This is a genomic window from Niallia sp. FSL W8-0635 (assembly GCF_038007965.1).
GTDB lineage: Bacteria > Bacillota > Bacilli > Bacillales > Cytobacillaceae > Niallia.
Window position 1 is genome coordinate 2,196,965 of the sequence record NZ_JBBOYD010000001.1, and the last position, 26,953, is coordinate 2,223,917.

The 26,953-nt window shown below is 35.1% G+C and carries 29 protein-coding genes and 2 pseudogenes; 26 read left to right on the forward strand and 5 right to left on the reverse strand.

The window, feature by feature from the left end; genetic code table 11:
- Nucleotides 1–244: 244 nt before the first annotated feature.
- From NYE52_RS10475 to NYE52_RS10520, 10 genes and pseudogenes are all read left to right on the forward strand, one after another.
- Complete coding sequence (locus NYE52_RS10475) at nt 245–790, forward strand: sigma-70 family RNA polymerase sigma factor (RefSeq protein WP_341193003.1); 546 nt, start codon at nt 245–247, stop codon at nt 788–790.
- Complete coding sequence (locus tag NYE52_RS10480; protein WP_341193004.1) at nt 783–1,967, forward strand: hypothetical protein; 1,185 nt, start codon at nt 783–785, stop codon at nt 1,965–1,967. The genes NYE52_RS10475 and NYE52_RS10480 overlap by 8 nt, the downstream gene beginning before the upstream one ends.
- 62 nt (nt 1,968–2,029) lie before the next feature.
- Nucleotides 2,030–2,134, forward strand: a pseudogene (locus tag NYE52_RS10485) (GH25 family lysozyme); the annotation flags it as partial.
- Nucleotides 2,135–2,281: 147 nt separating this feature from the next.
- Nucleotides 2,282–2,578, forward strand: a complete 297-nt coding sequence (locus NYE52_RS10490) for a hypothetical protein (RefSeq protein WP_341193005.1) — start codon at nt 2,282–2,284, stop codon at nt 2,576–2,578.
- Between the two features lie 185 nt (nt 2,579–2,763).
- Nucleotides 2,764–3,218 (forward strand): annotated as a pseudogene (locus tag NYE52_RS10495) (GNAT family N-acetyltransferase).
- Between the two features lie 353 nt (nt 3,219–3,571).
- Nucleotides 3,572–4,102, forward strand: a complete 531-nt coding sequence (locus tag NYE52_RS10500; protein WP_341193006.1) for a phosphotransferase — start codon at nt 3,572–3,574, stop codon at nt 4,100–4,102.
- Between the two features lie 49 nt (nt 4,103–4,151).
- Nucleotides 4,152–5,183 (forward strand): DUF2332 domain-containing protein, encoded by a 1,032-nt coding sequence (locus tag NYE52_RS10505; RefSeq protein WP_341195155.1) that lies wholly within the window; start codon nt 4,152–4,154, stop codon nt 5,181–5,183.
- Between the two features lie 176 nt (nt 5,184–5,359).
- Nucleotides 5,360–5,731, forward strand: a complete 372-nt coding sequence (locus NYE52_RS10510; protein ID WP_341193007.1) for a hypothetical protein — start codon at nt 5,360–5,362, stop codon at nt 5,729–5,731.
- A gap of 144 nt (nt 5,732–5,875) precedes the next feature.
- Nucleotides 5,876–6,322 carry a GNAT family N-acetyltransferase gene (locus NYE52_RS10515; RefSeq protein WP_341195156.1) on the forward strand — a complete coding sequence of 149 codons (447 nt, stop codon included), beginning with the start codon at nt 5,876–5,878 and terminating at the stop codon, nt 6,320–6,322.
- 23 nt (nt 6,323–6,345) lie between these two features.
- On the forward strand, nt 6,346–6,849 hold the full coding sequence (locus NYE52_RS10520; protein ID WP_341193008.1) for a GNAT family N-acetyltransferase: 504 nt from the start codon (nt 6,346–6,348) through the stop codon (nt 6,847–6,849).
- Nucleotides 6,850–6,926: 77 nt separating this feature from the next.
- On the opposite strand, the gene NYE52_RS10525 is transcribed toward NYE52_RS10520, so the two are convergent.
- Both NYE52_RS10525 and NYE52_RS10530 read right to left on the reverse strand, forming a co-directional pair.
- Nucleotides 6,927–7,385, reverse strand: coding sequence for a hypothetical protein (locus NYE52_RS10525; protein WP_341193009.1), 459 nt, complete (start codon nt 7,383–7,385; stop codon nt 6,927–6,929).
- Nucleotides 7,386–7,395: 10 nt separating this feature from the next.
- Nucleotides 7,396–7,737: a DUF3231 family protein gene (locus NYE52_RS10530; protein ID WP_341193010.1), complete on the reverse strand. Its 342-nt coding sequence runs from the start codon at nt 7,735–7,737 to the stop codon at nt 7,396–7,398.
- Nucleotides 7,738–7,979: 242 nt separating this feature from the next.
- Here NYE52_RS10530 and NYE52_RS10535 point away from each other — a divergent pair, with 242 nt between their 5' ends.
- Both NYE52_RS10535 and NYE52_RS10540 read left to right on the forward strand, forming a co-directional pair.
- Nucleotides 7,980–8,432: a MarR family winged helix-turn-helix transcriptional regulator gene (locus NYE52_RS10535; protein WP_341193011.1), complete on the forward strand. Its 453-nt coding sequence runs from the start codon at nt 7,980–7,982 to the stop codon at nt 8,430–8,432.
- Nucleotides 8,433–8,453: 21 nt separating this feature from the next.
- Nucleotides 8,454–8,972, forward strand: coding sequence for a GNAT family N-acetyltransferase (locus NYE52_RS10540; RefSeq protein WP_341193012.1), 519 nt, complete (start codon nt 8,454–8,456; stop codon nt 8,970–8,972).
- A 104-nt stretch (nt 8,973–9,076) separates the two neighbouring features.
- On the opposite strand, the gene NYE52_RS10545 is transcribed toward NYE52_RS10540, so the two are convergent.
- Nucleotides 9,077–10,210: an IscS subfamily cysteine desulfurase gene (locus tag NYE52_RS10545; RefSeq protein ID WP_341193013.1), complete on the reverse strand. Its 1,134-nt coding sequence runs from the start codon at nt 10,208–10,210 to the stop codon at nt 9,077–9,079.
- Between the two features lie 183 nt (nt 10,211–10,393).
- On the opposite strand from NYE52_RS10545, the gene nadB reads away from it, so the two are divergent.
- From nadB to hfq, 7 genes are all read left to right on the forward strand, one after another.
- Nucleotides 10,394–12,007, forward strand: coding sequence for an L-aspartate oxidase (gene nadB / locus NYE52_RS10550; protein ID WP_341193014.1), 1,614 nt, complete (start codon nt 10,394–10,396; stop codon nt 12,005–12,007).
- Nucleotides 11,943–12,779 carry a carboxylating nicotinate-nucleotide diphosphorylase gene (gene nadC, locus NYE52_RS10555; RefSeq protein ID WP_341193015.1) on the forward strand — a complete coding sequence of 279 codons (837 nt, stop codon included), beginning with the start codon at nt 11,943–11,945 and terminating at the stop codon, nt 12,777–12,779. Before nadB ends, nadC begins: the two co-directional genes overlap by 65 nt.
- A 21-nt stretch (nt 12,780–12,800) precedes the next feature.
- Nucleotides 12,801–13,904 (forward strand): quinolinate synthase NadA, encoded by a 1,104-nt coding sequence (nadA, locus tag NYE52_RS10560; RefSeq protein WP_341193016.1) that lies wholly within the window; start codon nt 12,801–12,803, stop codon nt 13,902–13,904.
- A gap of 475 nt (nt 13,905–14,379) precedes the next feature.
- The gene (locus NYE52_RS10565) at nt 14,380–15,597 is read left to right on the forward strand and encodes a sigma-70 region 4 domain-containing protein (RefSeq protein ID WP_341193017.1); all 1,218 of its coding nucleotides are present in this window, start codon (nt 14,380–14,382) and stop codon (nt 15,595–15,597) included.
- Nucleotides 15,598–15,627: 30 nt separating this feature from the next.
- The gene (locus tag NYE52_RS10570) at nt 15,628–16,986 is read left to right on the forward strand and encodes a DUF4030 domain-containing protein (protein WP_341193018.1); all 1,359 of its coding nucleotides are present in this window, start codon (nt 15,628–15,630) and stop codon (nt 16,984–16,986) included.
- A gap of 124 nt (nt 16,987–17,110) precedes the next feature.
- Nucleotides 17,111–18,073 carry a tRNA (adenosine(37)-N6)-dimethylallyltransferase MiaA gene (gene miaA / locus NYE52_RS10575; protein WP_341193019.1) on the forward strand — a complete coding sequence of 321 codons (963 nt, stop codon included), beginning with the start codon at nt 17,111–17,113 and terminating at the stop codon, nt 18,071–18,073.
- Nucleotides 18,074–18,100: 27 nt separating this feature from the next.
- Nucleotides 18,101–18,340, forward strand: a complete 240-nt coding sequence (gene hfq, locus NYE52_RS10580; protein WP_341193020.1) for an RNA chaperone Hfq — start codon at nt 18,101–18,103, stop codon at nt 18,338–18,340.
- A 199-nt stretch (nt 18,341–18,539) separates the two neighbouring features.
- Here the strand turns inward: hfq and NYE52_RS10585 are convergent, their stop codons facing one another.
- Complete coding sequence (locus NYE52_RS10585) at nt 18,540–19,148, reverse strand: Type 1 glutamine amidotransferase-like domain-containing protein (RefSeq protein WP_341193021.1); 609 nt, start codon at nt 19,146–19,148, stop codon at nt 18,540–18,542.
- Between the two features lie 334 nt (nt 19,149–19,482).
- Here NYE52_RS10585 and spoVK point away from each other — a divergent pair, with 334 nt between their 5' ends.
- The 5 genes from spoVK (at nt 19,483) to glnA (ending at nt 25,061) form a co-directional block, all read left to right on the forward strand.
- Nucleotides 19,483–20,436, forward strand: a complete 954-nt coding sequence (spoVK, locus tag NYE52_RS10590; RefSeq protein WP_341193022.1) for a stage V sporulation protein K — start codon at nt 19,483–19,485, stop codon at nt 20,434–20,436.
- Nucleotides 20,437–20,615: 179 nt separating this feature from the next.
- Entirely contained in the window at nt 20,616–21,890 is a 1,275-nt protein-coding gene (gene hflX, locus NYE52_RS10595) for a GTPase HflX (RefSeq protein ID WP_341193023.1), read from the forward strand.
- Nucleotides 21,891–23,159 carry a methionine gamma-lyase family protein gene (locus tag NYE52_RS10600; RefSeq protein ID WP_341193024.1) on the forward strand — a complete coding sequence of 423 codons (1,269 nt, stop codon included), beginning with the start codon at nt 21,891–21,893 and terminating at the stop codon, nt 23,157–23,159. It begins immediately after the preceding gene.
- A 111-nt stretch (nt 23,160–23,270) separates the two neighbouring features.
- On the forward strand, nt 23,271–23,690 hold the full coding sequence (locus NYE52_RS10605) for a MerR family transcriptional regulator (RefSeq protein WP_341193025.1): 420 nt from the start codon (nt 23,271–23,273) through the stop codon (nt 23,688–23,690).
- Nucleotides 23,691–23,750: 60 nt separating this feature from the next.
- The gene (glnA, locus tag NYE52_RS10610) at nt 23,751–25,061 is read left to right on the forward strand and encodes a type I glutamate--ammonia ligase (protein ID WP_445669145.1); all 1,311 of its coding nucleotides are present in this window, start codon (nt 23,751–23,753) and stop codon (nt 25,059–25,061) included.
- A 161-nt stretch (nt 25,062–25,222) separates the two neighbouring features.
- Here glnA and NYE52_RS10615 read toward each other — a convergent pair whose 3' ends face one another.
- Entirely contained in the window at nt 25,223–25,813 is a 591-nt protein-coding gene (locus NYE52_RS10615) for a hypothetical protein (protein WP_341193027.1), read from the reverse strand.
- 265 nt (nt 25,814–26,078) lie between these two features.
- Between NYE52_RS10615 and NYE52_RS10620 the strand changes: the two genes are divergently transcribed.
- A complete protein-coding gene (locus tag NYE52_RS10620) occupies nt 26,079–26,201 on the forward strand; it encodes a hypothetical protein (RefSeq protein WP_341193028.1) in 123 nt (40 codons plus the stop codon).
- Between the two features lie 519 nt (nt 26,202–26,720).
- Entirely contained in the window at nt 26,721–26,942 is a 222-nt protein-coding gene (locus NYE52_RS10625; protein WP_341193029.1) for a WYL domain-containing protein, read from the forward strand.
- Nucleotides 26,943–26,953 lie beyond the last annotated feature (11 nt).

Genomic DNA, 26,953 nt, shown 5'->3' on the forward strand with positions numbered 1-26,953 from the left:
ACATAATAAATAGGAAATAAAATTCTGAAGAATATTTTAGCATGTAGAGGAATGTTTATAAATAGCTTTCAATTAGACAATCGGAAAATTAATGTTGGCGGATACCCACTAATGGTTAATCTGCAATGGCTAGATTTTAGCATTGTAAAAAATTCCTATTATAGAATTTTAAAAAAATCGAAACATTTTATTAAGATGAGTCGTCTATAGGCAAATCAATATGAAGGAGAGGATTAAAGTTGCCATGTCATTAGGAAAAATGGAAGTAAGTCCGCCGAGTAAAGAGGAGCTATTAAGAGAACTTATTGAGCTATATGCGGAGAGTATAAAAAGGTTGGCTTATACATATGTGAAAAACTGGTCAGCAGCAGAAGATATCACCCAAGAAGTATTTATAAAATGCTATGAAAAAATGGAGGATTTTAGAGGAGACAGCTCCTATAAGACATGGCTTTATAAGATTACAAGAAATAAATGCAAGGATTATTTGAAAAGTAAATGGTATCGTTCCTTTTTTTTAACTGATTTTATGCCAGAAAGGCTAGGGAATAACGAATTTTCTCCAGAGGATCAAGTGATAAACAAACTAGAGGACATGGAATTATCTCAAAAGGTATTAGCGCTGCCAACTAAATATCGCGAAATTATTATTTTATTCTATTATGAGCAATTAAAAATGAAAGAAATTGAAGCCTTAACCCATTTGAATGTTGATACTATTAAAACTAGGTTAAGACGAGGAAAGAAGATACTTCAAAAGAAAATGGAAAGGGGCGAAGGGAATGAGTGACGAGCTGAAATCTTTAAGAGAGAGCATGAATAGGACAATTTTAAAGCATGGGAAAATGAGTGTTGCTGACAAAGAAAAACTCTATACAGTTGTGATTCAGGATAAAAAAGTAAAAAATCGTTTTTCCCTAGCACCAGCACTTTCTTTTGTTGCGGTTGCTTGTTTTATTGTTTTTTTAGGTGGATATGTGTTTAAGCAATCAGGAAATATTGATACTAATCGGAATCAAGTGGGGCAAGTGAACGATAAAGTAGTAGATGAAACAACGAGCACAAGCAAACAAGAAAATCAACAGGTTCCTAATTTAGCGAGTTTTTTATATGAACTAAATTTGAAGCTGAGAAATCCAGATATGTGGTATCAAAATGGAAAAGAATATGCACAAGAGGTGGGAGAATATGCTGAGAGCAATTCCACACAATTCGCTGCTATTCAACAAGAAAAAACAATTGTAGATAAATTAGAGGAAATAGGCAAACTATCGAAAAATTTACAACAAGCAGCTCAAAATGAAATAGAAGAAGATACTTTAAATTTAGAGCGAGCAGTCAATCAATTGATAATGATAGCTGAAGACTATGGAATTGTAGATGAAAGAAATGACATTATTGAAAAACTGGAATTTTCGGATATGAAAAGTTGGTTAGTTAGCACAAAAGATAGTATGCATGCTGAGACCTATGAACCCTATAGTGACCTGGGAGCATACGAAAAACATATAGGTTATGTAACAAAGGCTTATGCTAAACATTATGCTGCATTAGAAGGAGAATCGGCAATAAAAGAACAGTTAAAGGAAATCGCTGAAGTGGCTGAACAAATTGAGAATGAAAAGGAAAAAGAGAAGAGAACAGAATGGTTGAATCAGTTAGACGGAATGGTAGATATTTTATTACAGGATAAGAAGGTTAAAAAAAAGGGTGATGTCCGAGAAATGGTTTGGAAGCAATTGTCAGCAGAACAAAAAGAATGGATCAATGGTACTTGGGAAGATGGAGAAATTTCGAAAATTACTCTTACTGAGAATATGATGTCTCAAGTTGATGATAAATCTTATGAAGGAAAAGAAGTATATTTGCTTGATTTTCCAACGAAAAGTAAATCCATTCCAAACAATATGATTATTTATGCAGATATAAATACATTTGCTTATATAGGCGATGGTCTTGTTGATTAGGATAGCTTTAAAGCAAAAGGGGCGATTTAATCCTACATTTTTGAAACTGGCATTTTTGACTATACACCGCTCGAGAAAGATTAGAAGGCTATAGTGGCGATGAGAAATTTATTGATGTCAATGTATTTTACGGGGATGAAGAGGTATTTGCTGAATATGGAAATTGATTTAATACTGAAATCTTTATCTGAAAAATAATAACAAATTGACCTTTGATGAAACTTATCAAGTAGTTAAATCGTATAAATGTCATTACCATTTATACGATTTAAACTGGATTTAAGTCTTATTCCAATATGAAAGTAGGGTATATCTTGTCTCAAAAACAAAAAAATAAGAAAGAGTTTATATCCATTAGCCTAACCTTAGTCTTATTCTTAGCCGCAATGGCAGTCTTTCTTTTTGTAAGAGGTCCTAATTTGAATCTATGGATACCAATAAGCTTGTATTTACTAATTGATATTGGTCTACTAGTTTCTCTCCTTATAGGAGTACAATCTAATAATAAAAGTATAAAGTTATTTAGTATTTTATCGAATATAACTGTTATGATTCCGATATCTGTTTGGGTGTATTTTTTGTTGTTGGCAAATGGAATATCGGAAAAATAAATAGACCATTAAAACTCAGTTTCTGTGCCAATTTTTATTTGGAGAAAAGAATGTAGTAGTACAAATTTGTAGTAAAAAATTCTATATTAATAATATTTTGCAACTTTTAAATTCAGAAATATGAAATAATTAATTCGAGGGTGACAGTATTAAAGAATTTCCTAAATATAAAAGAGACATTTACCATGTACCAATATTTCAACGGCTTCGTAATAAGAGAAGGTACGGAGGATGTTCCAGCTGACTATGTGGAAGCATTATTTGAAGATGCTGGTTGGACAAGAAATACTCCAGCTTGGCAGCAAGAGAAGTTTACACGCATATTCCCAAACTCTACTTGGGTATTTACGGTTTGGGATCAAAATAAAATGACTAGAATGGTTAGGTTATCTCAGATAAGATCATGGCTGCAAATATAATGGATTTAGTTGTTTTATCAGAATATCACGGGAAAGGCATTGGCAAAAAGTTAGTGGAACTATGTGTTCAAAAGCATCCCCATGGTGATTGGTTTGCGCATACATCTGCGAATAATTACAGCTTTTATGAGAAATGTGGCTTTGGAGTAAAAGACCTAAGTCAAAATGGAACATGTGCGTATTACGGGTACATTCAGGCACGAATAGATGGACATAGATAAAACTGGCTAAGAAGAAATATGTGAAGTAGGGGGGAAGTATGAACATGAAAAGATAATAAAAGAGCTAATACATAATAAAATAATACTTTCCAACCAAACAGATTATGAACAATTAAATGGCGGTACGGTCAGTCAAGTGTTTCTTCTGCATAATGATGGAAGAAAATATGTTGTGAAGGCAAATGATTCGCAAATTATTAAAGCGGAGTCGCATTTTCTTCATACATACAAGGAATTAAACTTACTGCCTAAACTGCTTTTCGTTGAGCATACAAATAGGTATATCCTATATTCCTACATAGATGGTTCTACTCAATATCTTAGAAAAAATAAAAAGGAAATGCTCCAAGAACGTGAAAGAGCTTATAAATAATTATAAGCTTACAGATCAAGAATTTGGGTGGGGCTGGGCAGATGAACCGACAGATTCTTGGAAAAGTTTTCTTAATGCTGAAATAGCAGAAGCTTATAAATTGATAGGTTCACGATTAAGCAAGGATGACTATCATTTAATACATAATCTAATTAAAAAGATTAATAATGATCGTAAACCATTTTTTATTCATGGAGATTGTGGCGTGCATAATTTCATTTTTAACAATGGAAAGTTAACGGGTGTAATTGACCCAACGCCGATTATCGGAGATCCCATGTATGATTTAATTTACGCCTTTTGCTCATCCCCAGAGGATTTAACTAGGGAAACAATTGATGCAGCAGCAAATCTAATGGTAGTAAATAATTATGAAAATACATATGATTTGGTGATAATTGGTTTATACCTAAGAATAGGGACCTGTATCAAACACCATCCCGACGATATGGGTGCATATTTAAAAGCTTGGGAATATTGGAAGGGTGTCACAATGAAATTAGAGAGATAATTGCACAAATTGAATACTTAGTGGAACGATAAAGGGGATGATTAGTTTGATAAGTACAAATAAATCTCTGTCTCAAACCTTTTTAACCTTTGCAGAAAAGGAATGTAAGGGATCAAGCTTAATCTATGAATATTTGTCAAAACAAATTGCTATGGATAATTCTCTTCTTAAAATAGCTAGTAGGGCCAGAGAGGGGCAGCCTGTCCCTAATCTATTATTTGGCGCGGTTCACTATCTTTTACTAAAGGGGACCGAACACCCATTAAAGGATTATTATCCGAGTATCGTAGAAACACCAAAGTCATTTAAGGATTCATTTTCTATTTTTAAAGACTTTTGCTTGAATTATCAAAAGGAGATCGAAGTAATTCTCCAAACGAAGCTGGTGCAAACGAATGAGGTGCGAAGATGTTCTTATCTTTATCCAGCTTTTTGTATGATTTATGAGCGAGCAAAGAAGCCTTTAGCACTAATTGAAATAGGCACTAGCGCAGGATTACAGCTTAACTGGGATAAGTATTGCTATTCATACGGTAAAGATGAATGGTATGGAAAGATAGATTCTGAGCTTCCTATAACGGCAGAAATAAAAGGAGCTAATAGGCCATTCCTTCTTAAATCAGCTCCCCCCGTTACTACAAGGATTGGCTTTGATTTACATACGATAGATTTACGTGATGAAGAAGAGGAATTATGGCTAAAATCCTTAATATGGCCAGAACATAAAGAGAGATTGTTCTTGTTTGAAAAAGTGGTAAAAAATAGTAATAAGGGTTCATTGAATTTAATTAATGGGGATGGAATAAGCTTACTACCTCATTTCGCCGAAACTATTCCAGACGACAGTGTTATTTGCATTTTTCATACCCATGTAGCAAATCAAATGCCACTAGAAGGGAAGCAGCTTTTATTACAAACGGTAGATGCTATTGGGGAACAAAGGGATGTATTTCATCTTTACAATAATATTCAAGATAGATTCTTACATTTAGATTGTTATTTGGCTGGTAAAAAGAGCGAAAATACGATTGCAGAAACGGACGGTCATGGTAGATGGTTTGAATGGTTAGTGAAAAATTAAATATATAAGTTACTTTCTTAAATTCATGGATATTAAAATCAGTACAGACATTATAATTTTAGTATGGGTAAGTGGTGGATTATGGTAAAATTTAACTTAAGTTAAATAGAGGTTATTTACCTTTTAATAAGTGATTGGGAATTTAAGATTCATATATAACAAAGGAGGCCCTATGTATGATAGGTTTACTTAATATTGGCAGCCTAGTGCTTGGTTTGATAGCTTGGATATTGCCAGCTGCTAATCTAATGCGAAATAAAAGTGAGAATCAGGGAAATTGGCTAATGATTGGTCTTGTCAGCATGACCGCTTGTGTGATTGCATTGTTTTTTCAGATTTTCTATAACTATCATCTTGTTAAAATTGAGGATTGGAGTGCACTTATGGACACTACTGGTGGTGTGGTGGTAGCAGCAACGGTCCTTATTTTTGTTACAATCGTACTGAATGCCGTTAATTTAATTTTTATCGGAAAATGTCAGCAAGATAGACCAATATATTTGTCTATCTTTTGTTTTCGAATAATTAGTTTCAACTTGCATTTTTAGTATATTTTTTAATATCGTAAAATTCTACCTATTATTCAAAAAAATCCTCTTTGTTTTAAAGGAAATAGAGGGATAAGAACAGAAGAAGAAAGGAGTAAATAAGGAATCCGTTATTTGACAGGGGAGATATGATTGGTTGGGTTAATGTTTAGAATGGCGACTGAACAGGATTTAGATCAAATAGTTGCGATGCTTGCGGACGATGTTTTAGGGAGTAAACGGGAACGGTATGAACAACCACTGCCAGAGAGTTACATTGAGGCATTTAAAGCTATTTCTGCAGACCCAAATAATGAATTAGTAGTAGCATGTATTGGTGTTGAAATAGTAGGTGTGCAGCAAATTACTTTTACACCATATATCACCCATCAAGGGGCATGGAGAGCTACTATCGAAGGAGTTCGAACAGCCTCTTCCGTAAGGGGAAAAGGAGTAGGTACGGCATTAATCAACTGGGCAATCCAACGTGCGAAATCCCGTGGCTGTCATTTAATCCAGCTTACGACAGATAAACAAAGACCAGATGCTTTGCGATTTTATGAACGGCTAGGATTTCAAGCAACACATGAGGGCTTAAAAAGGAAGCTTTGAGAGGAAATTTGGGAGGGAATAAAGTGGTCCAGCTATTAGCAATGGATAAAAATGAAAATATCATCGGTAAAATGGAAGAATTATATAAAAAAGTATGGAATAAGTCCATAATAGAACGCTTAATTAGGCATACCACTTACGAAGGGTTTAAGGGCTACATAATTATTTCAGAAGAAGAGGGACTCTTAGGATTTGCATATGGATATACCTCATTACCGGGACAGTATTATCATGAATTGCTTTCCAAAGAGGTTAGTCAAAAAGAATATGAAACATGGTTAAAAGATTGTTTTGAAGTAGTTGAATTGGCCGTGCATTCGTTGCATCGAAATAAAGGATATGGAAACAAACTTATTCATGAATTATTAAAGGAAGTAGACAATAAAACGGCTGTATTAACAACTCAAGTAAACAATACAGTTGCCCGACATTTATATAATCGAATGGGATGGATTGTCATAAAAGAACCGTTTATTCCTAGTGAGCATGAGGCTCCGTATGTGATTATGGGGAAGGTTTTGAACTAGAAAAATAGAAAAGAAAGAGTTAAAAATAAAAAATTAGAAATAGGAAAATAAAAAAATACCATCGCTTTGGTATTTTTTTAGGTGAAATTAGATAAGATTTTTTTTAGAACAAAGCCAATGGTGACTCCTGGTATAACAAATAACATTGGCAGCCATACTGGTCCCAATAGCTTTCCGAATACTTTGACCTCTGGTGATAGTATCAATCCGACTGTAACAAAATACGCCGAGAAAACGAACGGAAGATAAGTAAATAGTGGAACTTTTACCCCAGAATCCCTACATGCATCCCACATGGCAAAGAAATATAGGCAAGGATAAAACATTAACCATTGAAAATTCGTGACTTCAATTGCTTCTTGAATTCTTCCATAAAAACTAAGGAAAATAGCCTCGTTAAAATTTGCCTGAATATTAATCAAAAACTCAAGTCCAATAAAGAAAAATCCCTTAAGATACCTTTTGTTTAGTAGTTGAGCAAAGCCTGGTAATGCGATGCTCCATAGTATATTTTCAATAACTTTTTCTTTTCCCATAAGCTACCCACTACTTCTTAATTGCTAATTTTATCTCGTTTTCAGCTAACGATGATTGTGCTAACCAATCATATTTTCTTAAAAGCTGAGATCTAGATTTTTTGCTGTAAAAACCTTTATGTAACATTATGGGAATGGTTCGTTTATGTAATTTCATTGTTTTCTTAATACATTTGATGAAATTATTTGACAGATTAAGCCAATATTCGAGAATCTCTTTAAAATCGTTATTCCTATCATTTTCGATTGAATGGTTAAGAAGACATAGGGATTTGGAATCGTTAATGAATAGAGTCCAAAGGTTTGGGATTTCTACTGAAGTAGGCTCTGTGTTATGGTTCATCTCTTTCATAAAATTTCCTCCACATATTTTGAAATTGAGACACTTATAAATAGTATTTTGACCATTGCTTGATTAATATGACATAAATAAGTGGTTTTTATGTAAGACAAGTACAATATTTTGTAGTTTAATCATAGAAAAATATTACGTCACTTCGGTATTTTTTGTTGCAAATACAATAAAAATATGTTAATTTGAAATTAGAGGTCTTTTGTTGTAAATACAATAAAAAAATGAGAGGAAGTGAAAAAATGAAAGAAATTCTCCGGGAGATTGGGATGATTGGTAGAGCATTGGATTCTATTAGTAACATTGAATTTAAAGAATTTAACCTTACTAAGGGACAGTATCTTTACCTTGTGAGAATATGTGAAAATCCAGGAATCATCCAAGAAAAATTAGCGGAAATGATAAAGGTAGATCGAACAACAGCAGCACGTTCTATAAAAAAATTGGAGATGAATGGATTTATTGAAAAAAAAGAGGATCAAAAGAACAAAAAAATAAAAAAACTCTTTCCAACGGAGAAAGGTGAACAAGTTTACCCCTTTATTAAAAGAGAAAATGATTATTCAAATGAGATTGCATTAGCTGGTTTCTCCGAGTCTGAGATAGAAGTTATTTATAACCTACTTTATAGGATTAGAAAAAATATAGAAAAAGACTGGGAGTTAGTGAAGAAGGGAAAGAAGAGAATTTATTAATCATGGGGAGTGAAAAATTCAATGACAATAACGATTAAAAAATGTACACTCGCAGATTTACATAAGCTTCAAGAAATAAGCATCGAAACATTTAACGAGACATTTAAACATGAGAATTCATTAGAAAATATGAAATTTTATCTTGAAAATGCATTTACCCTCAATCAATTAGAAAAGGAAATATCCAATATTTCTTCCCAATTTTATTTTGTCTTTTTTAATAACCAACATGCTGGGTATTTAAAGGTCAATATAAATGAAGCTCAGTCTGAAAAAATGGGGGAAGAATTCCTAGAAATAGAAAGAATTTATGTAAAGAGCAGATTTCAAAAACATGGGATTGGTCAATATTTGATAAATAAAGCGGTGGAAATTGCAAAGAAGGAAAAGAAAAGGATGATCTGGCTAGGGGTATGGGAAAAAAATGATAATGCGATAGGGTTTTATCAAAAAAATGGATTTGTTCAAAAGGGGACACATTCTTTTTTTATGGGGGATGAAGAACAATTAGATTATATAATGACAAAAACACTTCTATAATTGTTTAGCTACAGTCAATTAATATAGCAATAAATGATAATATAAAGCCTTATTCCATCCACAGAATAAGGCTTCAAGCCTTAAATATAGTGAATAAAGTTTAATCAACTACCCGCATCTACTATGGATAAAGCTAATGCATTGATTACATTCGCCAAATCAATTATATCTTCTTCCGTATTATCTCTCCCCATTGACATCCGAATAAACTCTTTTGCCTCTCCATCTGATAGTCCCAACGCCTTCATTGTTTTAGAAGGAGCCTGTTTCCCGACTTGACATGCACTCCCTGTAGAGATGGCGAAGCCCTGTCGATTGCATTCCAGCACCAGCCATTGGCCCTGTATTCCTTTAACGCGCAAGCCGATAATGCCTGGATATTGTTCCGAGCATTCAAAAATAACGATAGACTCCATATTTATCGTTTCTTTAAATAAGTTACGCAAATGAGTAAGCTTGCTGATATATTCTGTTAACTTGGAGCATGTTTTTTGAGCAGCGACTGTCATACTAGCAATGCCTGCTGTATTTACGGTGCCAGAACGAAAGCCATTTTCATGACTGCCATTCGCTAACATTGGCATCCAAGGAGTTTTCGGGCTAATATAGGCAATGCCAACGCCTTTTGGTCCATAGAATTTATGGCTCGAGAGTGATAAGGCATCGACAAAGGGAGTTACTTCCTTAACCTCTATCTTTCCGATACTTTGGACCATATCACTATGAAAAAGAACATCATATTTTTTGCAGATCGCACCAATTTCTTTTATCGGTTGGATAGCGCCAATTTCAGAATTCACATGCTGAATGGAAACAAGTATGGTGTCAGGTCGAATGGATTCCTCTAGCAATTCTATATCGATTACACCAGTTTCCAATAAAGGTAGATAGGTAATTTCATAGCCCTTGTCTGCTAAAGCTTGCATCGTACTATGAATCGAAGCATGCTCAGCTGCCGATGTAATGAGATGTTTTCCTTCTTTTTTTGATGCCAATAGCAAGCTTTGCAAGATTAAAAAATTACTTTCCGTACCACCACTGGTGAAATATATCCCATTTTTATCAACGTTTAATAATCTTCCCCATTCACTGCGACAATTCTCAACGATTGTATTAGCTGTATCTCCCATATCATGGAGACTATTCGTATTACCAAAGTATTTACAGGCTACCTCCATATAAGTTGTAGCTGCGTCAGAATCTAAAGGCGTAGTAGCCGCATGATCAAAATATTTCATTAGAAATTCCTCCAATAGGATTAAGTTGTAGGAGAAGAAGGCTTGCGTTGTTCTCGCTTATTATTTTGATAATAAAAAGATGAATGTTAGTATTAGAAAATCTTTTAATAAAAAACACTTGTCATAATTTTAAATCTATGTAAATATAAGTGTCAAGACACCTGTAAAACAGGAGGGTAAAAAATGGACGCGGATGTATTAATTATTGGCAGTGGAATCGCTAGTTTACAGCTAGCTAAAAAACTTTCAACTGACCTAAATGTGATTATTCTCACAAAATCACAGGCGGAAATGAGCAATTCTTATTTAGCACAAGGTGGAATCGCTGCAAGTATGGGAGATTCAGATGATTATAGAAAGCATGCACTCGATACGTTAGAAGCAGGACGTTTTCACAATAATCCAGAAGTAGTTGCCGAAATGACTAGAGCAGCACCTAGCTTAATAAACGAATTATGGCATGATGGATGCAGATTTGATGAGGATACAGCAGGAAAGCTTGCATTAGGAATGGAAGGGGCTCATTCTGAAAAAAGAATTGTCCATAGTGGAGGCGATACAACGGGAAAACAGGTGATGAATTACCTAACGGAAACGATGACGAACAATATAGAAATCATCGAAAATGTTTTTGTCTATGAATTAATGGTAAATACTAATACTAATCAATGTTTTGGCGCAAAAGGAATATTACCAGATGGCACTCGTTCGGAATTTTATAGCGCTCATACCGTTATCGCAACAGGAGGATGTGGGAAGCTATTCGCTTATTCCAGTAGTGCTTCCACCATAACTGGTGATGGGATTGCCCTTGCTTATTTAGCTGGAGCTTCGATTAGTGATATGGAATTCATACAATTTCATCCTACATTACTCTATGTAAACGGAAAAACGGTTGGCCTTATTTCAGAAGCAGTTAGAGGAGATGGAGCAAGATTAGTTACAGCTTCTGGAGAGTATGTCATGGAAAAAGTCCATCCCTATAAAGATTTAGCACCACGCCATATTGTCTCCCAAACAATTTATCAGTATTTATCGAAAGGAGAGACAGTCTATTTAGATATTTCAATGATTGCTAATTTTCAAGAAAGATTTCCTTCCATCACAAAAATGTGTGTAGAGCAAGGCATTGATTTGCAAAAAGGATTACTTCCAGTTGCTCCTGGTAGCCATTTTTTAATGGGTGGAGTTGACACAGATTTGTATGGTAGAACAACGGTGCATAATCTATATGCAATTGGAGAGGCTGCTTGCACTGGATTTCATGGTGCCAACCGCCTAGCAAGCAATTCTCTCTTAGAGGGATTATATATGGGGGGAAAACTGGCAAAGCTTCTTCAAAAGTCGCCAAAAATAAAAGAGCAGTGTATCAAAACGGATAACAAAGAAAGAAATCCGAACTTCTCTCCCATTTTTCCAGAAAAAGCAGAGATTCAAAGACGAATGATGGAGAATGTAGGCATTGTTCGAAATGAAATAAATCTACGCATGCATCTGCAGTGGCTTGAAGAATTTGGAATATCAGATCGTTTTAAACTCTCACTAGAAAATAAATCAATCGAAGAGATAGAGAAATACTTTATGCTAATGACTGCTTTTCTAATTACAAAATCTGCTTTAGAAAGAAAAGAAAGTAGAGGCGGCCATTTTCGCTCCGATTATCCAGTAGAAAGGGATGAATGGATGAAGAAAAAGGTTAGCTTTAAACGTGAAAGAACAAAGGAGAATCAAAATGAACCAATTAAAATTGCAGAAACAACTGGAAGCATTTTTTATGGAAGATATCGGCGAACGTGATGTGACGACAGATGCGATTTTTCCAAAAGAGCAGCAAGGAGAAATTGTTTTTCTATCGAAAGACAATGGTGTTTTTTGTGGGGAAGATATTATTCAAGTAGGATTCAAGGTTCTAAACCGAGCAATAGAAGTAACCATGCTTGTCCAGGATGGAGATCGAATTGAAGCAGGCCAAAAATTGGCGACAGCAAGAGGAAATATTAGAGAGCTTTTAAAAGGTGAACGCGTTATTTTAAATCTTATCCAAAGAATGAGCGGGATTGCAACGAAAACAAGAGAAGCGGTAGAAATATTAAATAGTGGCTATACGAAAATCTGTGATACGAGAAAAACGACACCAGGATTACGGATGTTGGAAAAATATGCAGTAACTGTTGGGGGAGGACATAATCATCGCTTTGGACTGTATGATGCGGTAATGATTAAAGATAACCATATTGCATTCGCCGGTTCGATTGCCAATGCAGTGAAGGCAGTTAAAGAGTCGATTGGTCATATGGTAAAGGTGGAAGTGGAGACAGAAACGAAGGAGCAAATGTTTGAAGCTTTAGCGGCTGGCGCAGATGTTATTATGTTTGATAATCGGAAGCCAGAAGAAATTGTCGAGTGGATTCCCCATGTCCCAGAAACTGTGACAACAGAAGCGTCTGGTGGAATTACTTTAGATAATCTTGCTTCTTATCGAGAGTGTGGAGTGGACTATATTTCATTAGGATTTTTAACGCATTCGGTGAAAGCTTTAGATATTAGTGTGAAAGTAAGTATTCATTAATGGATAAAAGGGGAGAGGAAAATGAATATTTTAGAGGGATTACAAGCTTCAAATACGATACCTGAAAAATACTTAGCGATGACAAACACAGAATTAGAAGAACGAGTAGCAAGTATCAGGCAGCGCTTAGGAAAAAAACTTTTTATTCCAGGCCATCATTATCAAAAGGATGAAGTCATTCAATTTTCCGATGCTACAGGGGATAGTTTAAAGCTAGCACAAGTTGCTGCAGAAAACACAGAAGCAGAGTATATTGTCTTTTGCGGTGTTCATTTTATGGCAGAAACAGCGGATATTTTAACAACAGAGAAGCAGAAAGTCTATTTGCCAGATATGCGAGCAGGTTGTTCCATGGCTGATATGGCCGATATTTATCAGACAAATCGAGCTTGGACAAAGCTTCAGGAATTGTTTGGCGACACGATTATTCCGCTTACCTATGTCAATTCAACAGCAGCTATTAAAGCATTCGTCGGAGAAAATGGAGGAGCAACCGTAACCTCCTCCAATGCTGAAAAAATGGTATCTTGGGCTTTTACACAAAAGGAAAGATTACTATTTTTACCTGATCAGCATCTAGGCAGAAATACAGCCTATAATTTAGGGGTTCCTTTAGAAAAAATGGCGATTTGGGATCCAATCAAAAATGAACTTGTCTATGAAGGACCAATGGAAGAAGTGAAAGTAATCCTTTGGAAGGGGCATTGCTCCGTCCACGAGAACTTTACCGTTAAAAATGTGGAGCAAGTAAGAAAACAATATCCACATATGAAAATCATTGTCCATCCTGAGTGCAGCAGAGAAGTCGTAGCAGCATCTGATTTAGCTGGTTCAACAAACTATATTATTGATGTAATCGAAAAGGCAGAGCCAGGAAGTGCTTTTGCCATCGGTACGGAAATGAACTTAGTCAATCGGATTATAAAAGAACACCAAGATAAAGAAATCATCTCCCTCAATCCCTATATGTGTGCTTGTTTAACAATGAACCGGATTGATTTGCCTCATTTTGTATGGTGCTTAGAATCCATCGAAGAGGATTTTGAAAGCAATCGAATTATTGTCGAAGAGCCAATTGCCTCGAATGCAAAATTGGCATTGGATAGAATGTTGGAATTATCCTAATTTTTCATAGGGAAAAACTGCTTTGTAGAATCAAGGCAGTTTTTTTGTGCTTGAATTTTGTTGTTAAAAATTATTACTATTATAAACTCGCTAAGTACAGCACGTTTGAGATTAATAGTTTAAACTGAATATTTATTCAAGAATGAATTTTCAAACAGAAGATAATGACAACCGTTCTGTCTTCCTTTAAAATAAAGGTAATATATGGAGACTTACAAGAAAGGCGGAACATGCCCTGAATTTACGTCGTAAACAATGGAAAAAACAAATAAATATACAAGATAATATAGATGAATGGTATTTACTAGCATTCTTATTAACTGGAGATAGTGGACTAGCAGAACGATTGTTAGACCGAACGATAGAGCAAGTGAGGGATAAGTGGTCCTTTCCGTCATCTGCTCGTTTTTATCTAAAACCAATAATCAAGGACTATATAAAATATTACCGCAATAAGGAGATTATCTATAAATCCTTGGATTCTAGTATTCTATTAACTCGACTAGGTTTACTTGACGAACAAGCTCGGCTTGCTTTTTTACTAAAGTATTACTACGGTTTTTCTTATAAAAAAATAGCGCAATATCTACCGATTTCAGAAAGAAAAGCGAAACAAGTAATTTATTCTTCCCTTATTATATATACCAATAATGGCAAATTAGTTCCCATTCATCATATAGAGGATGTAATCAAAAAAGAGGTTAGTATACTAAAAAGTTCGTTACAGCTTAATCAAGTTACAGAAAAGAAAACCCTACATATAGAGACGAGTAAAAGGAGTTGGAGAAAGTCCCCAGTGATTTTACTCACTTTGTTGGTTTTATTTGCGGGAGGGTCTATTAATCAGGAAACACTTGGAAAGACGAGAGTTAGTTTAGGGCCAGATGTGTATAAATACTATAAGCAGGGCGGCATCTTCCAGCTGAATGAGGAGATTCAACAAAAAGGATATCCGGATATTTATACTTATCCGGATGTCGGAACGGATACACTCAATCTCCAATTTTATACGCCAGAGAGTCTGGAAAATAAGGAAGAGGTAACAGCGTTAATTGAAGCGTATTTAAAGGAAAGAGACCTGGATTATGTGATTGAATATGAAGAGATTACCCAAGAAATAGAAGTGGAGCAAACAGAGGAACAAAATGTCGCGGACAAACAGGTGGAAATGGAACAGGAGATATTCCAATTAGTGACAGCAAAACCTTATTATTATATGCAAAGCTATACGAGTAATCAATCTGGTGAATCAACAGAACTCATTTTATCAGATAAGGTTACAGAGGAAGAAAAAATGAATTTAAAGGGAGAAATTGAAACCATCATAAGTAAATATAATTTAGAATGGAATTTTTCATTTGGATCAGTTGAAGCGGAAGTGGTAGAAATGGAAAAAGCCATTTGGGAGATTTATCCTGCCTTAGCAGAGGCATATGTCTTTAGCAAGAATAACTATAAAATATATGATATCTTTCCTTCCTATGTGGATGGTGTTTTGGAAATTAGTGTATATACGGAAATATCTCTATCAACAGACGAAGATATCGCCAAAAATCAAGACTTATTAAACGAATTGAAAAGATCTTTGCGATTTTTTTTACAGTATGAAGACATTCAGGAACTCCTTCATCATGTACCATATGTAATGAAGGTTTTTGGAAAAAACGGCAATGAAATCCAATTAGACACTTAATCATATTTGTATATAACGGAGGGGATTTTATTGAAGAGCGCAAAGCTAGTCGAAAGCAATAAAGAAAAAGATTGGCTAATTTTTGCGGAGTTTTTAACTGGTGATAGGGAAATGTCTCTTGATATCGTCAAGGCTTTTTTAAAAAAGCCTTCGACCACTTTTTTTGCACCTTGTCTTATCGAAAGAGGATACCGCTATATTCTGAAGCATTGGAAAGCTGATGATAGCAGAACGATTTTAGATTCATTGTTATCGGAATATTCCCTTAATTTTTTAGGGAAAATCAATCAGTCAATCCTTTTGCTACATTACTATTTTCAACTAGATATAGGAAAGATTGCTAGAATCATAGGAAAATCAATAAGAGAAATCAGAAGAAGATTATTTTCCTTTCTACAGCTCCTAGCATCAAATAGAATTGCTCTTGCTACATTTGTAGACAGGCTCCTTGAGAAAGGGAAGTCACTAGCGTATCCTTTTTCACTTGATGATTTAAATAAGAGGAACTTGATAAATGCAAAAAAGACTGTGTTGTATTCTTTCATCATACTCCATCTTCTTATCGTTGGCGGGGCAATGAATAGTGGAATTGTAGAAAAAACGCAAGCGAAACAAGGTCCTGATTTATTAATGATTTATAAAGGAAATAAATTGGACGAAATGATTAAAGCAAGATTAACAGAAGTATTTCAAGAAGATGGATTTTCTGTCATTGTCAATTTTGAGGAAGCAGAAGTTTATATTGGCGTAGAGAAGGAAGAACTCTATCAAAAGAAGTCAGAAATCATTCGCTTTGTCTATCAACAATTGAAGGAAAAAGACATTACGTATGCTGTCCAATTGGATTATGATAAAAAAGCGTTTGGCATTGACGAAGCTGCCTATCAAATAGTTTCAGAGGCAAAAGAGAAAAGGTTAAAACTATGGCCAGGAGACTATTCAGATCAAGGAAAAGTAATAGGATGGATCGTATCCTTTCCAGACGATATTGAACTAGTAACAGAGGAATCAGAACTTAGGAGGGTTCAAGAAATTATACATAAATACCATCATAAAGCACCAGTGACGGTTTCTTATTATAATAAACAAATAGTGGATCGACGAGAAAGATGGTTAAAATTATCACCCTATTTCAATGAGGGATTCTTGTTAGGAAAGGAATATAATATTGAAAGAATAAGAACTGATACAACGGAGAAAAACGTAATCATCGATATTTATACGTTTTTTTTAACAAAAGATAAAAAAAAAGAGGAGATAGCACGGGCCATTAAACGATCGCTGGATCAATTTTTGCAAAGCGAGGAAATAAAAGGGCTTGTTCAAAATGATACTTATACGATAAATATATACTCAGCAGGGAAGAAAAAAATAAATGTCGATTATTAAAATATTGTATATTTTATAAAGTTTGGGTAATAATGCTTACAGGTTAAACTGCACGGAGGAATGTGATAAAATAATAATAATAGCTTAAAAAATAGCTAAATGTTTGAAAAGGCAGTTGAATCATTTGACATTAAAAGAAAAAGTTGTAGTGCTAATTGGACCTACCGCTGTAGGGAAGACAAATTTAAGCATTGAACTGGCGAAAAAATTCGACGGGGAAATCATTAGCGGAGATTCTATGCAGATTTATAAAGGAATGGATATTGCGACAGCTAAAATATCCAAAGAAGAAATGCAAGGAGTTCCCCATCATTTAATTGATATCTTAGAGCCTGATGAAAGTTTTTCCGTGGCGCAATTTCAGGAGCTTGTTCGCAAAAAAATAACGGAAATAACTTCAAGAGGAAAAGTACCGTTTATCGTTGGCGGAACTGGTTTGTATATTCAAGCTGTATTATACGATTATCAGTTTCAAGAAACGGCAACAGACACAGCATTCCGAACGAAATTAGAGGAAATGGCACAAGCGGAAGGAACCTTGACCATTCATGACATGTTGAATAAAGTGGATTCAGAAGCTGCTGCTGCCATTCATCATCATAATGTCAGGCGTGTGATTAGAGCATTAGAGGTCTTTCATGTAACGGGCAGAAAAATGTCTGACATACAAAGGGAACAGAAGCAGGAATCCCTTTATGATTCTGCATTAATTGGCTTAACAATGGAAAGAAATGTTCTATATGAGCGAATTAATAAACGAGTGGAGCAAATGCTTGAAATCGGCTTATTAGAGGAAGTTCAGCACTTCTATGAAAAGGGTATTAGAGACTGTCAATCACTTCAGGCAATCGGCTATAAAGAAATCTACAAGTATTACGATGGTCTGTTAAGCTTGGAAGATTCGATTGAAGAGTTAAAGCAGAATTCAAGGAGATATGCAAAGCGGCAATTAACTTGGTTCCGCAATAAAATGAATGTACAGTGGTTTGATATGACAGAAAGCGTCAAAACACATGACATAACAAAAAATTTACAGGAAATTTCGTCTTATTTAGAAGGAATGCTAAAAATAAAATCGAATACATAATAGTAGAGAGAAAAGAGGAGGATTTTCATGAAGCAATCAGTTAACATTCAAGATCAATTTTTAAATCAATTACGTAAAGATGGCACAAACGTAACGGTATTCTTATTAAACGGATTCCAAATACGTGGATTTATAAAAGGTTTCGATAATTTCACCGTATTATTTGAATCAGAAGGCAAACAGCAGCTAGTTTATAAGCATGCGATTTCCACATTTTCCCCACAAAAAAATGTACAAATTGATTTAGAGGGTACACAAGTTCAATAAAAGAAGTGGATTGGACATTATGTAAACCCTACGGCTACATAGGAATATGCAAGGTAACGCAGTAAGATTTAAGTATACCGCGAAAAAATAGTTGGATAAATATTGGATGAAACAGACTAAATCGAATAGGTTTAGTCTGTTTTAAATGGATATAGGTACACCAGAGAGGAAGGACAATCCCCACTGAAGGTGCACTTGATTAGCCATTTAAAAGGATGTATTCGTCATCTTTTAAACTAGTTATGGAGATATTTGAATCCTTTTCAAACTCCAACAAGCGATCCTCTATGCTTTTTCCGTAGTCGTCTTTAAAAACATCTTCTCGATCAGAATGAGGAAAGATAGCGATGTCTGTTAATGATAAAGCTGTGAAGTCATTTAAGTCTACTTCATTCAATTCAGGAGAAAAATGATGTACCATATCAATAGAAGGCCCTAAAATAACTGCACCAGCACTTGCTCCTATAATGATACTATTCTCGGATAACTCCTTTAAGACGGTGTCAGCGCGACTTTTTTTTATGAAATACAGCAAGCGAAAGGGATTTCCACCATTAATATAAATGATATTATACTCCTTTAGTTTCTCTCCCTTTTCTACTTCTACATCGATAAAATCTACTTGGTTTATGCCCAACTCTAAAAAATCATTTTTCGTTTTAAGGGCAAATCTATTTTTTTCCTTTAGTGAGGAGGCAGTAGTGATAATAACAGCTTTCGGATTAGCAAGCTTACTAAGCACAGTCATAAATTCCTCTTTGATTGTTTCTGAATAAAAACCATTCGAGGTCAAAAATATTGTAGCCATCTTTTTATCTCCCTTGAAAAAAATTTTTCTTCTAGCCTTCGATAAAATTACATACTATTCAAAATGTTCCTTTATATTTTACCATAAAAATCTTCTTTAATTTATAGTGGCTTATTGAAGATAATGGGTTATACATAGCGATATTTCTGGCTACAGACTCGTTCTAAAAGTTGAAACAAAAAAATAATCTGAAAATAGTTTAATGAATAGAAGATGTTCTGAATATACATTAACAATGGGGAATAGTAGCAAACAGTATGAATGGATTTAAATATTGATGAACCTTATAGATGGATAGATTTATAGCGTTTTGTTTTTAGAGGAGGTGTGGCTTTTGGAGCATCCAATCCGGATGAAGAATAATGGACAGATCAGCGTAGTAATCAACTCACAGAAAAAGAAGGTTCTTCCAAAGGAAAAGCCAGAAGCTGAGTCAATCCCCAGAACTGTTCCGAGTGAACATGAAGCACTTAGGGAAATTGAAGCGGAATTAGGAAGCCTTGTTGGCATGGACGAAATGAAAAAAATGATAAAAGAGATATACGCATGGATTTATGTAAATAAAAAAAGAGAAGAAAATGGCTTGAAAACGGGTAAACAAGCTTTGCATATGATGTTTAAAGGGAATCCAGGTACAGGGAAAACAACGGTTGCAAGGCTAATTGGCAAGCTTTTTCAAAAAATGAATGTCTTATCAAAAGGCCATTTAATTGAAGCGGAGCGTGCGGATTTAGTTGGGGAATACATCGGGCATACAGCACAGAAAACAAGGGATCTTGTGAAAAAAGCGATGGGGGGGATCCTGTTTATTGATGAAGCCTATTCGCTAGGTCGAGGTGGAGAGAAGGATTTTGGAAAAGAAGCAATTGATACATTAGTGAAGCATATGGAAGATAAGCAGCATGACTTTATTTTAATTCTGGCAGGCTATTCAAGAGAAATGGATTTTTTCCTATCGTTAAACCCTGGACTTCATTCTAGATTTCCGCTTGTCATTGATTTCCCTGACTATTCCACCGATCAGCTAATGGAGATTGCGGAACGAATGCTAAAAGAAAGAGAATATGCTCTAAGTCATGAAGCAGAAAAAAAACTTAAAGAACATCTATCCTTTGTTCGTAATGTCCAGAATCCCAAAAGCTTTTCAAATGGTCGATACATCCGCAATATTATCGAAAAATCCATAAGAGCCCAAGCGATGCGCCTACTTATGCAAAGCAATTATGATAAATACGAACTAATGACATTAAGAAGCAACGATATAGTGTTAGACTCTAAAGAAAAATAAAGGATAAGAATGCTATTCTAAAAGAGAGAATTTCTTTTGGAATAGCTTTTTTAATATGCTTTTTTACAAACCATTTTTACTACGTTAAAATTTGGGTAACCTTATAAGGAGCAAATAGATGAAATGGTATTTGTTTGCTATAATAGATGAAGTTCAGCATGGAAAGAAGGTTTACATAGTTGAAGGAAACCAAAGTAGAGAAAGAAAAAGTCATTCTGGTTGGTTGCGAAACACAGAATGACGCTGCCAGATTTGAATATTCAATGGAAGAACTTGCAAATTTAACGAAAACAGCGAATGGACAAGTAGTTGCCACCTTAACGCAAATGAGAGAAAGAATTCATCCGTCCACCTATATCGGCAAAGGGAAGGTTGAAGAATTAGAAAGTCTTGCAGAGGAATTAGAAGCAGACTTAATTATTTTTAATGATGAATTGTCACCAAGTCAGGTTCGGAATGTGTCAAAGAATTTGGATGCAAGAATCATTGACCGAACACAGCTTATTCTAGATATATTTGCCTCAAGAGCAAGATCGAAAGAAGGAAAGCTTCAAGTAGAGCTAGCCCAATTACAATACTTATTGCCACGTTTAGGTGGACAAGGTCTCCAATTATCAAGACTTGGTGCAGGTATTGGGACGAGAGGGCCTGGTGAAACAAAGCTTGAATCAGACAGAAGACATATTAGACGAAGAATTGATGATATTAAAAGCCAATTAAACGTTATTGTCGAACATCGAGATCGCTACCGAGAAAGACGAAAGAAAAATAGAGCCTTCCAAATCGCATTAGTTGGTTATACGAATGCGGGGAAATCGACTTTGTTCAATCGTCTCTCTGAAGCAGATTCATTTGAAGAGGATATCCTGTTTGCAACATTAGATCCAATGACGAGAAAAATAATTTTGCCAAGTGGCTTTTCGGCCCTTATTACAGATACTGTAGGGTTTATTCAAGATTTGCCAACAACGTTAGTTGCCGCATTTCGCTCAACGTTAGAAGAGGTGCGAGAAGCAGACTTATTGCTCCATGTGGTTGATAGCTCAAATGAGGAATATTTTCAGCATGAAGAAACAGTACATAAATTACTAGAAGATTTGGAAATACCTGCAATCCCTCAATTAACTGTCTATAATAAAAAAGATTTAGTGCATGCGAAATTTGTACCCACATCGAAAACGGAAAGCATTTTAATTACCGCTTTTGATAATGAAGATAGGGAACAGCTTAAGCAAACGATTGAACAAATCATGATTGAAAACATGGAATATTATGAGACAACGGTTGAAAGTAATAACGGAAAATTATTGTCTCAGCTAAAAAATGAGACAGTTTTGCGTAGCTTAATTTTTGATGAAGAAACGCAAAATTATTTATGTAAAGGGTATGCTCTAAAAGAACATGCTATATTAAAATATAAAAAGCCTATAGAAGTAGAGGAATGGGAGAAATAAATGTATAAGCAGTTAACATATGGAACACAGCTAGAAGCGTTAGTAAATGAAGTGGAAGAACAAATTAAAGAAGTACAACAAGCAATTGATAAAAGAATTGATACCAATCAATTTCGTGTTTTATCAAGCTTTCAAAATCATCGAGTGAGTGAATCACACTTTATCCCATCAACTGGGTATGGATATGATGATAATGGCCGTGATACGTTAGAAAGTATTTATGCAGAAGTATTCGGTGGGGAAGCTGGTTTAGTGAGACCACAAATCATTTCTGGAACACATGCCATTAGCACGGCGTTGTTTGGGATCCTTCGACCAGGGGATGAACTTCTGTATATTACAGGTAAACCATATGATACGTTAGAAGAAATTGTTGGAATTAGAGGCGAAGGAATTGGCTCACTCCGAGAGTTTAATATTGGCTATAACAGTGTAGATTTGCTTCCAGATGGACAGCCAGATTATGAAAAAATTGCTGCATCCATTCATGCAAATACAAAAATGATTGGCATCCAGCGTTCAAAAGGGTATGCAACAAGACCATCTTTTCCAATTGCAGAAATTGAAAAGATGATTGCCTTTGTAAAAGAGGTTAAAGAAGATGTCGTTGTTTTTGTAGATAATTGCTATGGAGAATTCGTAGAAGATCTGGAGCCATGCCATGTTGGTGCAGATTTAATGGCTGGATCGTTAATTAAAAATCCAGGTGGCGGAATAGCGAAAACGGGTGGATATATTGTTGGGAAAGAGGAGTTTGTAAAAGCATGCTCTTACCGAATGACATCACCTGGAATCGGTGCAGAGGCAGGTGCTTCTCTTTATAGTCTGCAAGAGATGTACCAAGGATTTTTCCTTGCTCCCCATGTAGTTGGACAAAGCTTAAAAGGAGCTGTTTTCACCGCAGCGATGCTAGAAAGGTTAGGAATGAATTCCTCTCCTAGCTGGAATACGAATCGCACAGATCTAATTCAATCTGTTCAGTTTGATGATAAAGACAAAATGATTGCTTTTTGCCAAGCCATTCAATATGCATCGCCAATTAACTCCCATGTGACGGCATATCCAAATTACATGCCAGGTTATGAAGATGATGTTATTATGGCGGCTGGAACATTTATTCAAGGGGCAAGCATTGAATTAACAGCCGATGGTCCAATCCGACCACCGTATGTAGCTTACGTACAAGGGGGATTAACCTATTCACATGTAAAAATTGCGATATGTATCGCAATTAACCGATTACTAGAACAAAAGCTGATCACTATTTAAATATAGTATTCAGTTACATGAATGGGGAAGAAAGTGTAACATTAGTTGACATCTTTTTTCCCCAATCATATAATGAAGGTGGATTAAATCATTTTAAAGGAGCCGAATGCTATGTCTGGTAGTCAAATTCGTCGATCGATGCCTCTTTTTCCAATAAGTATTGTCATGCAATTAACAGAGCTATCTGCTCGACAAATTCGTTACTATGAAGAACACGAACTAGTGGCTCCAGCAAGATCGGATGGCAATAGAAGACTTTTTTCATTATCGGATATTGATAAATTATTGGAGATTAAAGATCTAATTGATCAAGGAGTAAACCTTGCTGGAATTAAACAAATATTCTCTGTTCAAGAAAAACAAGTGCTGACAGATGAAGTTAAAGAAGAAGCAGAAAAAGCACGCAGAGAATTATCGGATGAGGATTTACGCAAATTATTGCGCAAAGAATTATTAAATGCAGGTCGCTTTAATAATACTCATCGTCCCTCTATGAGACAAGGAGACATGTCTCGTTATTTTCAAAAATAGATAAGAAGAAAAGTAGGGAGTGGAGGAATAGTCGTGGCTAAAAATTACACTAAAGATGACATTAGAAGGTTTGCGAGTGAAAGTAACGTAAAATTTATCCGCTTACAATTCACGGATATCTTAGGAACAATCAAAAACGTGGAAATTCCAATCAGTCAGCTAGATAAGGCGTTGGATAACAAAATGATGTTTGATGGTTCCTCTATCGAAGGTTTTGTTCGTATTGAAGAATCAGATATGTATCTATATCCTGATCTGAATACTTGGGTTGTATTCCCATGGACTGCAGAAAAAGGAAAAGTTGCACGTTTGATTTGTGATATCTACAATCCAGATGGAACACCATTTGAAGGAGATCCTCGTAATAATTTAAGAAGAATATTAAAAGAGATGGAAGACTTAGGATTCACTGATTTTAATCTTGGACCTGAGCCAGAATTTTTCTTATTCAAATTAGATGAAAAAGGCGCACCTTCTTTAGAACTTAACGATAATGGTGGTTACTTTGACTTAGCGCCAACAGATTTAGGGGAAAACTGTCGTCGCGATATCGTATTAGAATTAGAAGAAATGGGCTTTGAAATTGAAGCTTCTCACCATGAAGTAGCACCTGGTCAGCATGAAATTGATTTCAAATATGCAGATGCGATTACTGCATGTGACCAAATTCAAACATTTAAATTAGTAGTAAAAACAATTGCTCGTAAGCATGGTCTACATGCGACATTTATGCCAAAACCATTATTTGGCGTGAACGGATCAGGGATGCACTGCAACCTTTCTCTATTCAAAAATGGCGAGAATGCTTTCTACGATCCAAAAGGTGAGTTAGAATTAAGTGAAACTGCACTTCAATTTATTGCCGGAATCGGTAAGCACGCTACTAGCTTTACAGCTATTACCAATCCGACTGTAAACTCATATAAACGTTTAGTACCTGGCTACGAGGCACCTTGCTATGTGGCATGGTCTGCTCGAAATCGTTCACCATTAATGCGTATTCCAGCATCACGTGGCCTAAGCACTCGTGTAGAAGTACGTAGCGTGGATCCAGCAGCAAATCCATACTTAGCAATGGCAGCATTACTTAAAGCAGGTCTTGACGGAATTGCAAACAAATTGACTCCTCCAGCTCCAGTAGATAGAAATATCTACATCATGAGCAAAGAAGAAAGAATTGCAGAAGGCATTGTTGATTTACCATCAACACTAGCAGATGCACTAGAAGAGTTAAAACAAAACGAAACAATGATCGACGCTCTAGGAGAGCATATCATCGTTCACTTTATTGAAGCTAAAGAGATTGAATGGGATATGTTTAGAACGCAAGTCCATCCATGGGAGAGAGATCAGTACATGGAAATGTATTAAGAAGTAGAAGCCTTGGCGCTATAGGTGCCGGGGCTTTTTTCTTTGGGAGGTTTAAGGGGAAACTCATAATTTAAAAATATAGGCATCCGAGGAATTTCTCGATGTGGGTGTTATCATAATTATATTATGCTGATTAATTAACACTATAAAAAACAGCAGAATCACTCTGCTGCTTCATCAGGTAATAAATTTAAAAATCTAGCTAATCCAAGAAGTGTATGTTGCCGTCTTTTATACATATCATCAGATAATTTATGATAATTACTAAAGGCAAATTCTTCTTTAGCGTTTTTCCGATTCCTATCCAGTTTTTGTAAGGTTTCATAGAGTTTTTCTGCTTCTAATCGGTATGTTTTCTCTTTATCCTCATAATCTACTATTTTTGCTTTCATATTCTCTGGAATATAGTTTTCGGGAATTAAAAGGCTAACCCTCGCTTTAATTTTTGTTATATCCATTTGATTAGATAAAAATATACGGTGATTTCCATCAGAAGCTACAGTATAATTCCCATCAGGTAGTCGGTATAAATGTAAATCCTCGGGGGAATGATCTTTCCATCCTTCTTGTTTTATGGATTGACGAAGCTCTTTTAGTTTTTCTCCATTTCTGATCTTATTTACTGGTAAGGATAGTCCGATTATATCATCCACAGAAACAGGGATAATTCCATAATCAACGGTTACAAAAGGTTTATAGGGTTTCACTACTTGATCAAAGAGCATCCATCGTTTCTTAAATAATTTAATCAATGGAAACACCTCCTAATTAAAGGTATTAAAGTAAAGGTAGTCTAATTACAATAAATTTATTCGACTATTAACTTATATAGATGTGGCATAAAAATTTTTGATTGGAAAGATAATTTTTGCAAAGCAATATTTTCTGATTTATTTCTAGAACAGATATATTTGCACAGTCAAATTATATCTATTCACATACATTATAGTGAAGGACAAGCAATCAAAATACATGATTTGCTTGTTTGAAATATTATTAATAAAGAGGTGAACATTTATGTTTCCACTTACAATTTTAGGATTTGATGTAACACTTACCATTTTAAACATTCCTTTTAGTGCAGATTTTAATATCACTGTTGGAGAAGATGATACTTCCACTGCACCTGTAGAATCTTAATACTTGATATTAAAAGGAAAACTAAGGCTGTAGATAAATGCGTTTGGTATTTATTTACAGTCTTTTTGTATTGCAATAAAATAAAGGTATGATATTCCGTTAGTTTTAGAAAGGTGGGAAAAAATGAATAAGAAAAAAAGGATACTGCAATCTAATAAAAAGGCTCTGTTAAAACGAGTGTTGATTTTACTGGGTTTGAAAATTAAGCGGTATCATTCCGTTTAAATTGGGAAATATCCATATTTCCTTAAAAATAAAGGAAATGTTTCCGTTTATAGTATCTAAATCTTTGGAATTTGTCTTATTTAGAATCGTTATTCGGAATATCTCCGCCTATATCTGCAACTTAAGCTCCTTCTATATACATTAGTCGGAAATTCTCCGCCTACGACTCCTTATATCTATAAGAAAATCAACAATAAATAATAAAGCAGCCAATATAAAAGAACATTCGTTCGATAAAAACTTGATATCGAACGAATGTTCTAATATAATGTAGATAAAAGGAGGGAGCTAAGGATGATAAAACAATTAGAGAAGGCGTGGAATGAAAAAAGACCGATAGAGATTATTTATGTGAAAAAAGATGGCTCTATATCCCAGCGGACGGTTCTTGTGTATGGAGTAACACCCACATACATTAGGGCGTATTGTTTAAGAAAGAAGCAGCCGCGCATTTTTAAAGTGGATTCTATCCTAGCTGCCTCCTTTGAGTTGAAAACAGCAAAATTATATGCGTAAAAGCTTTTCTC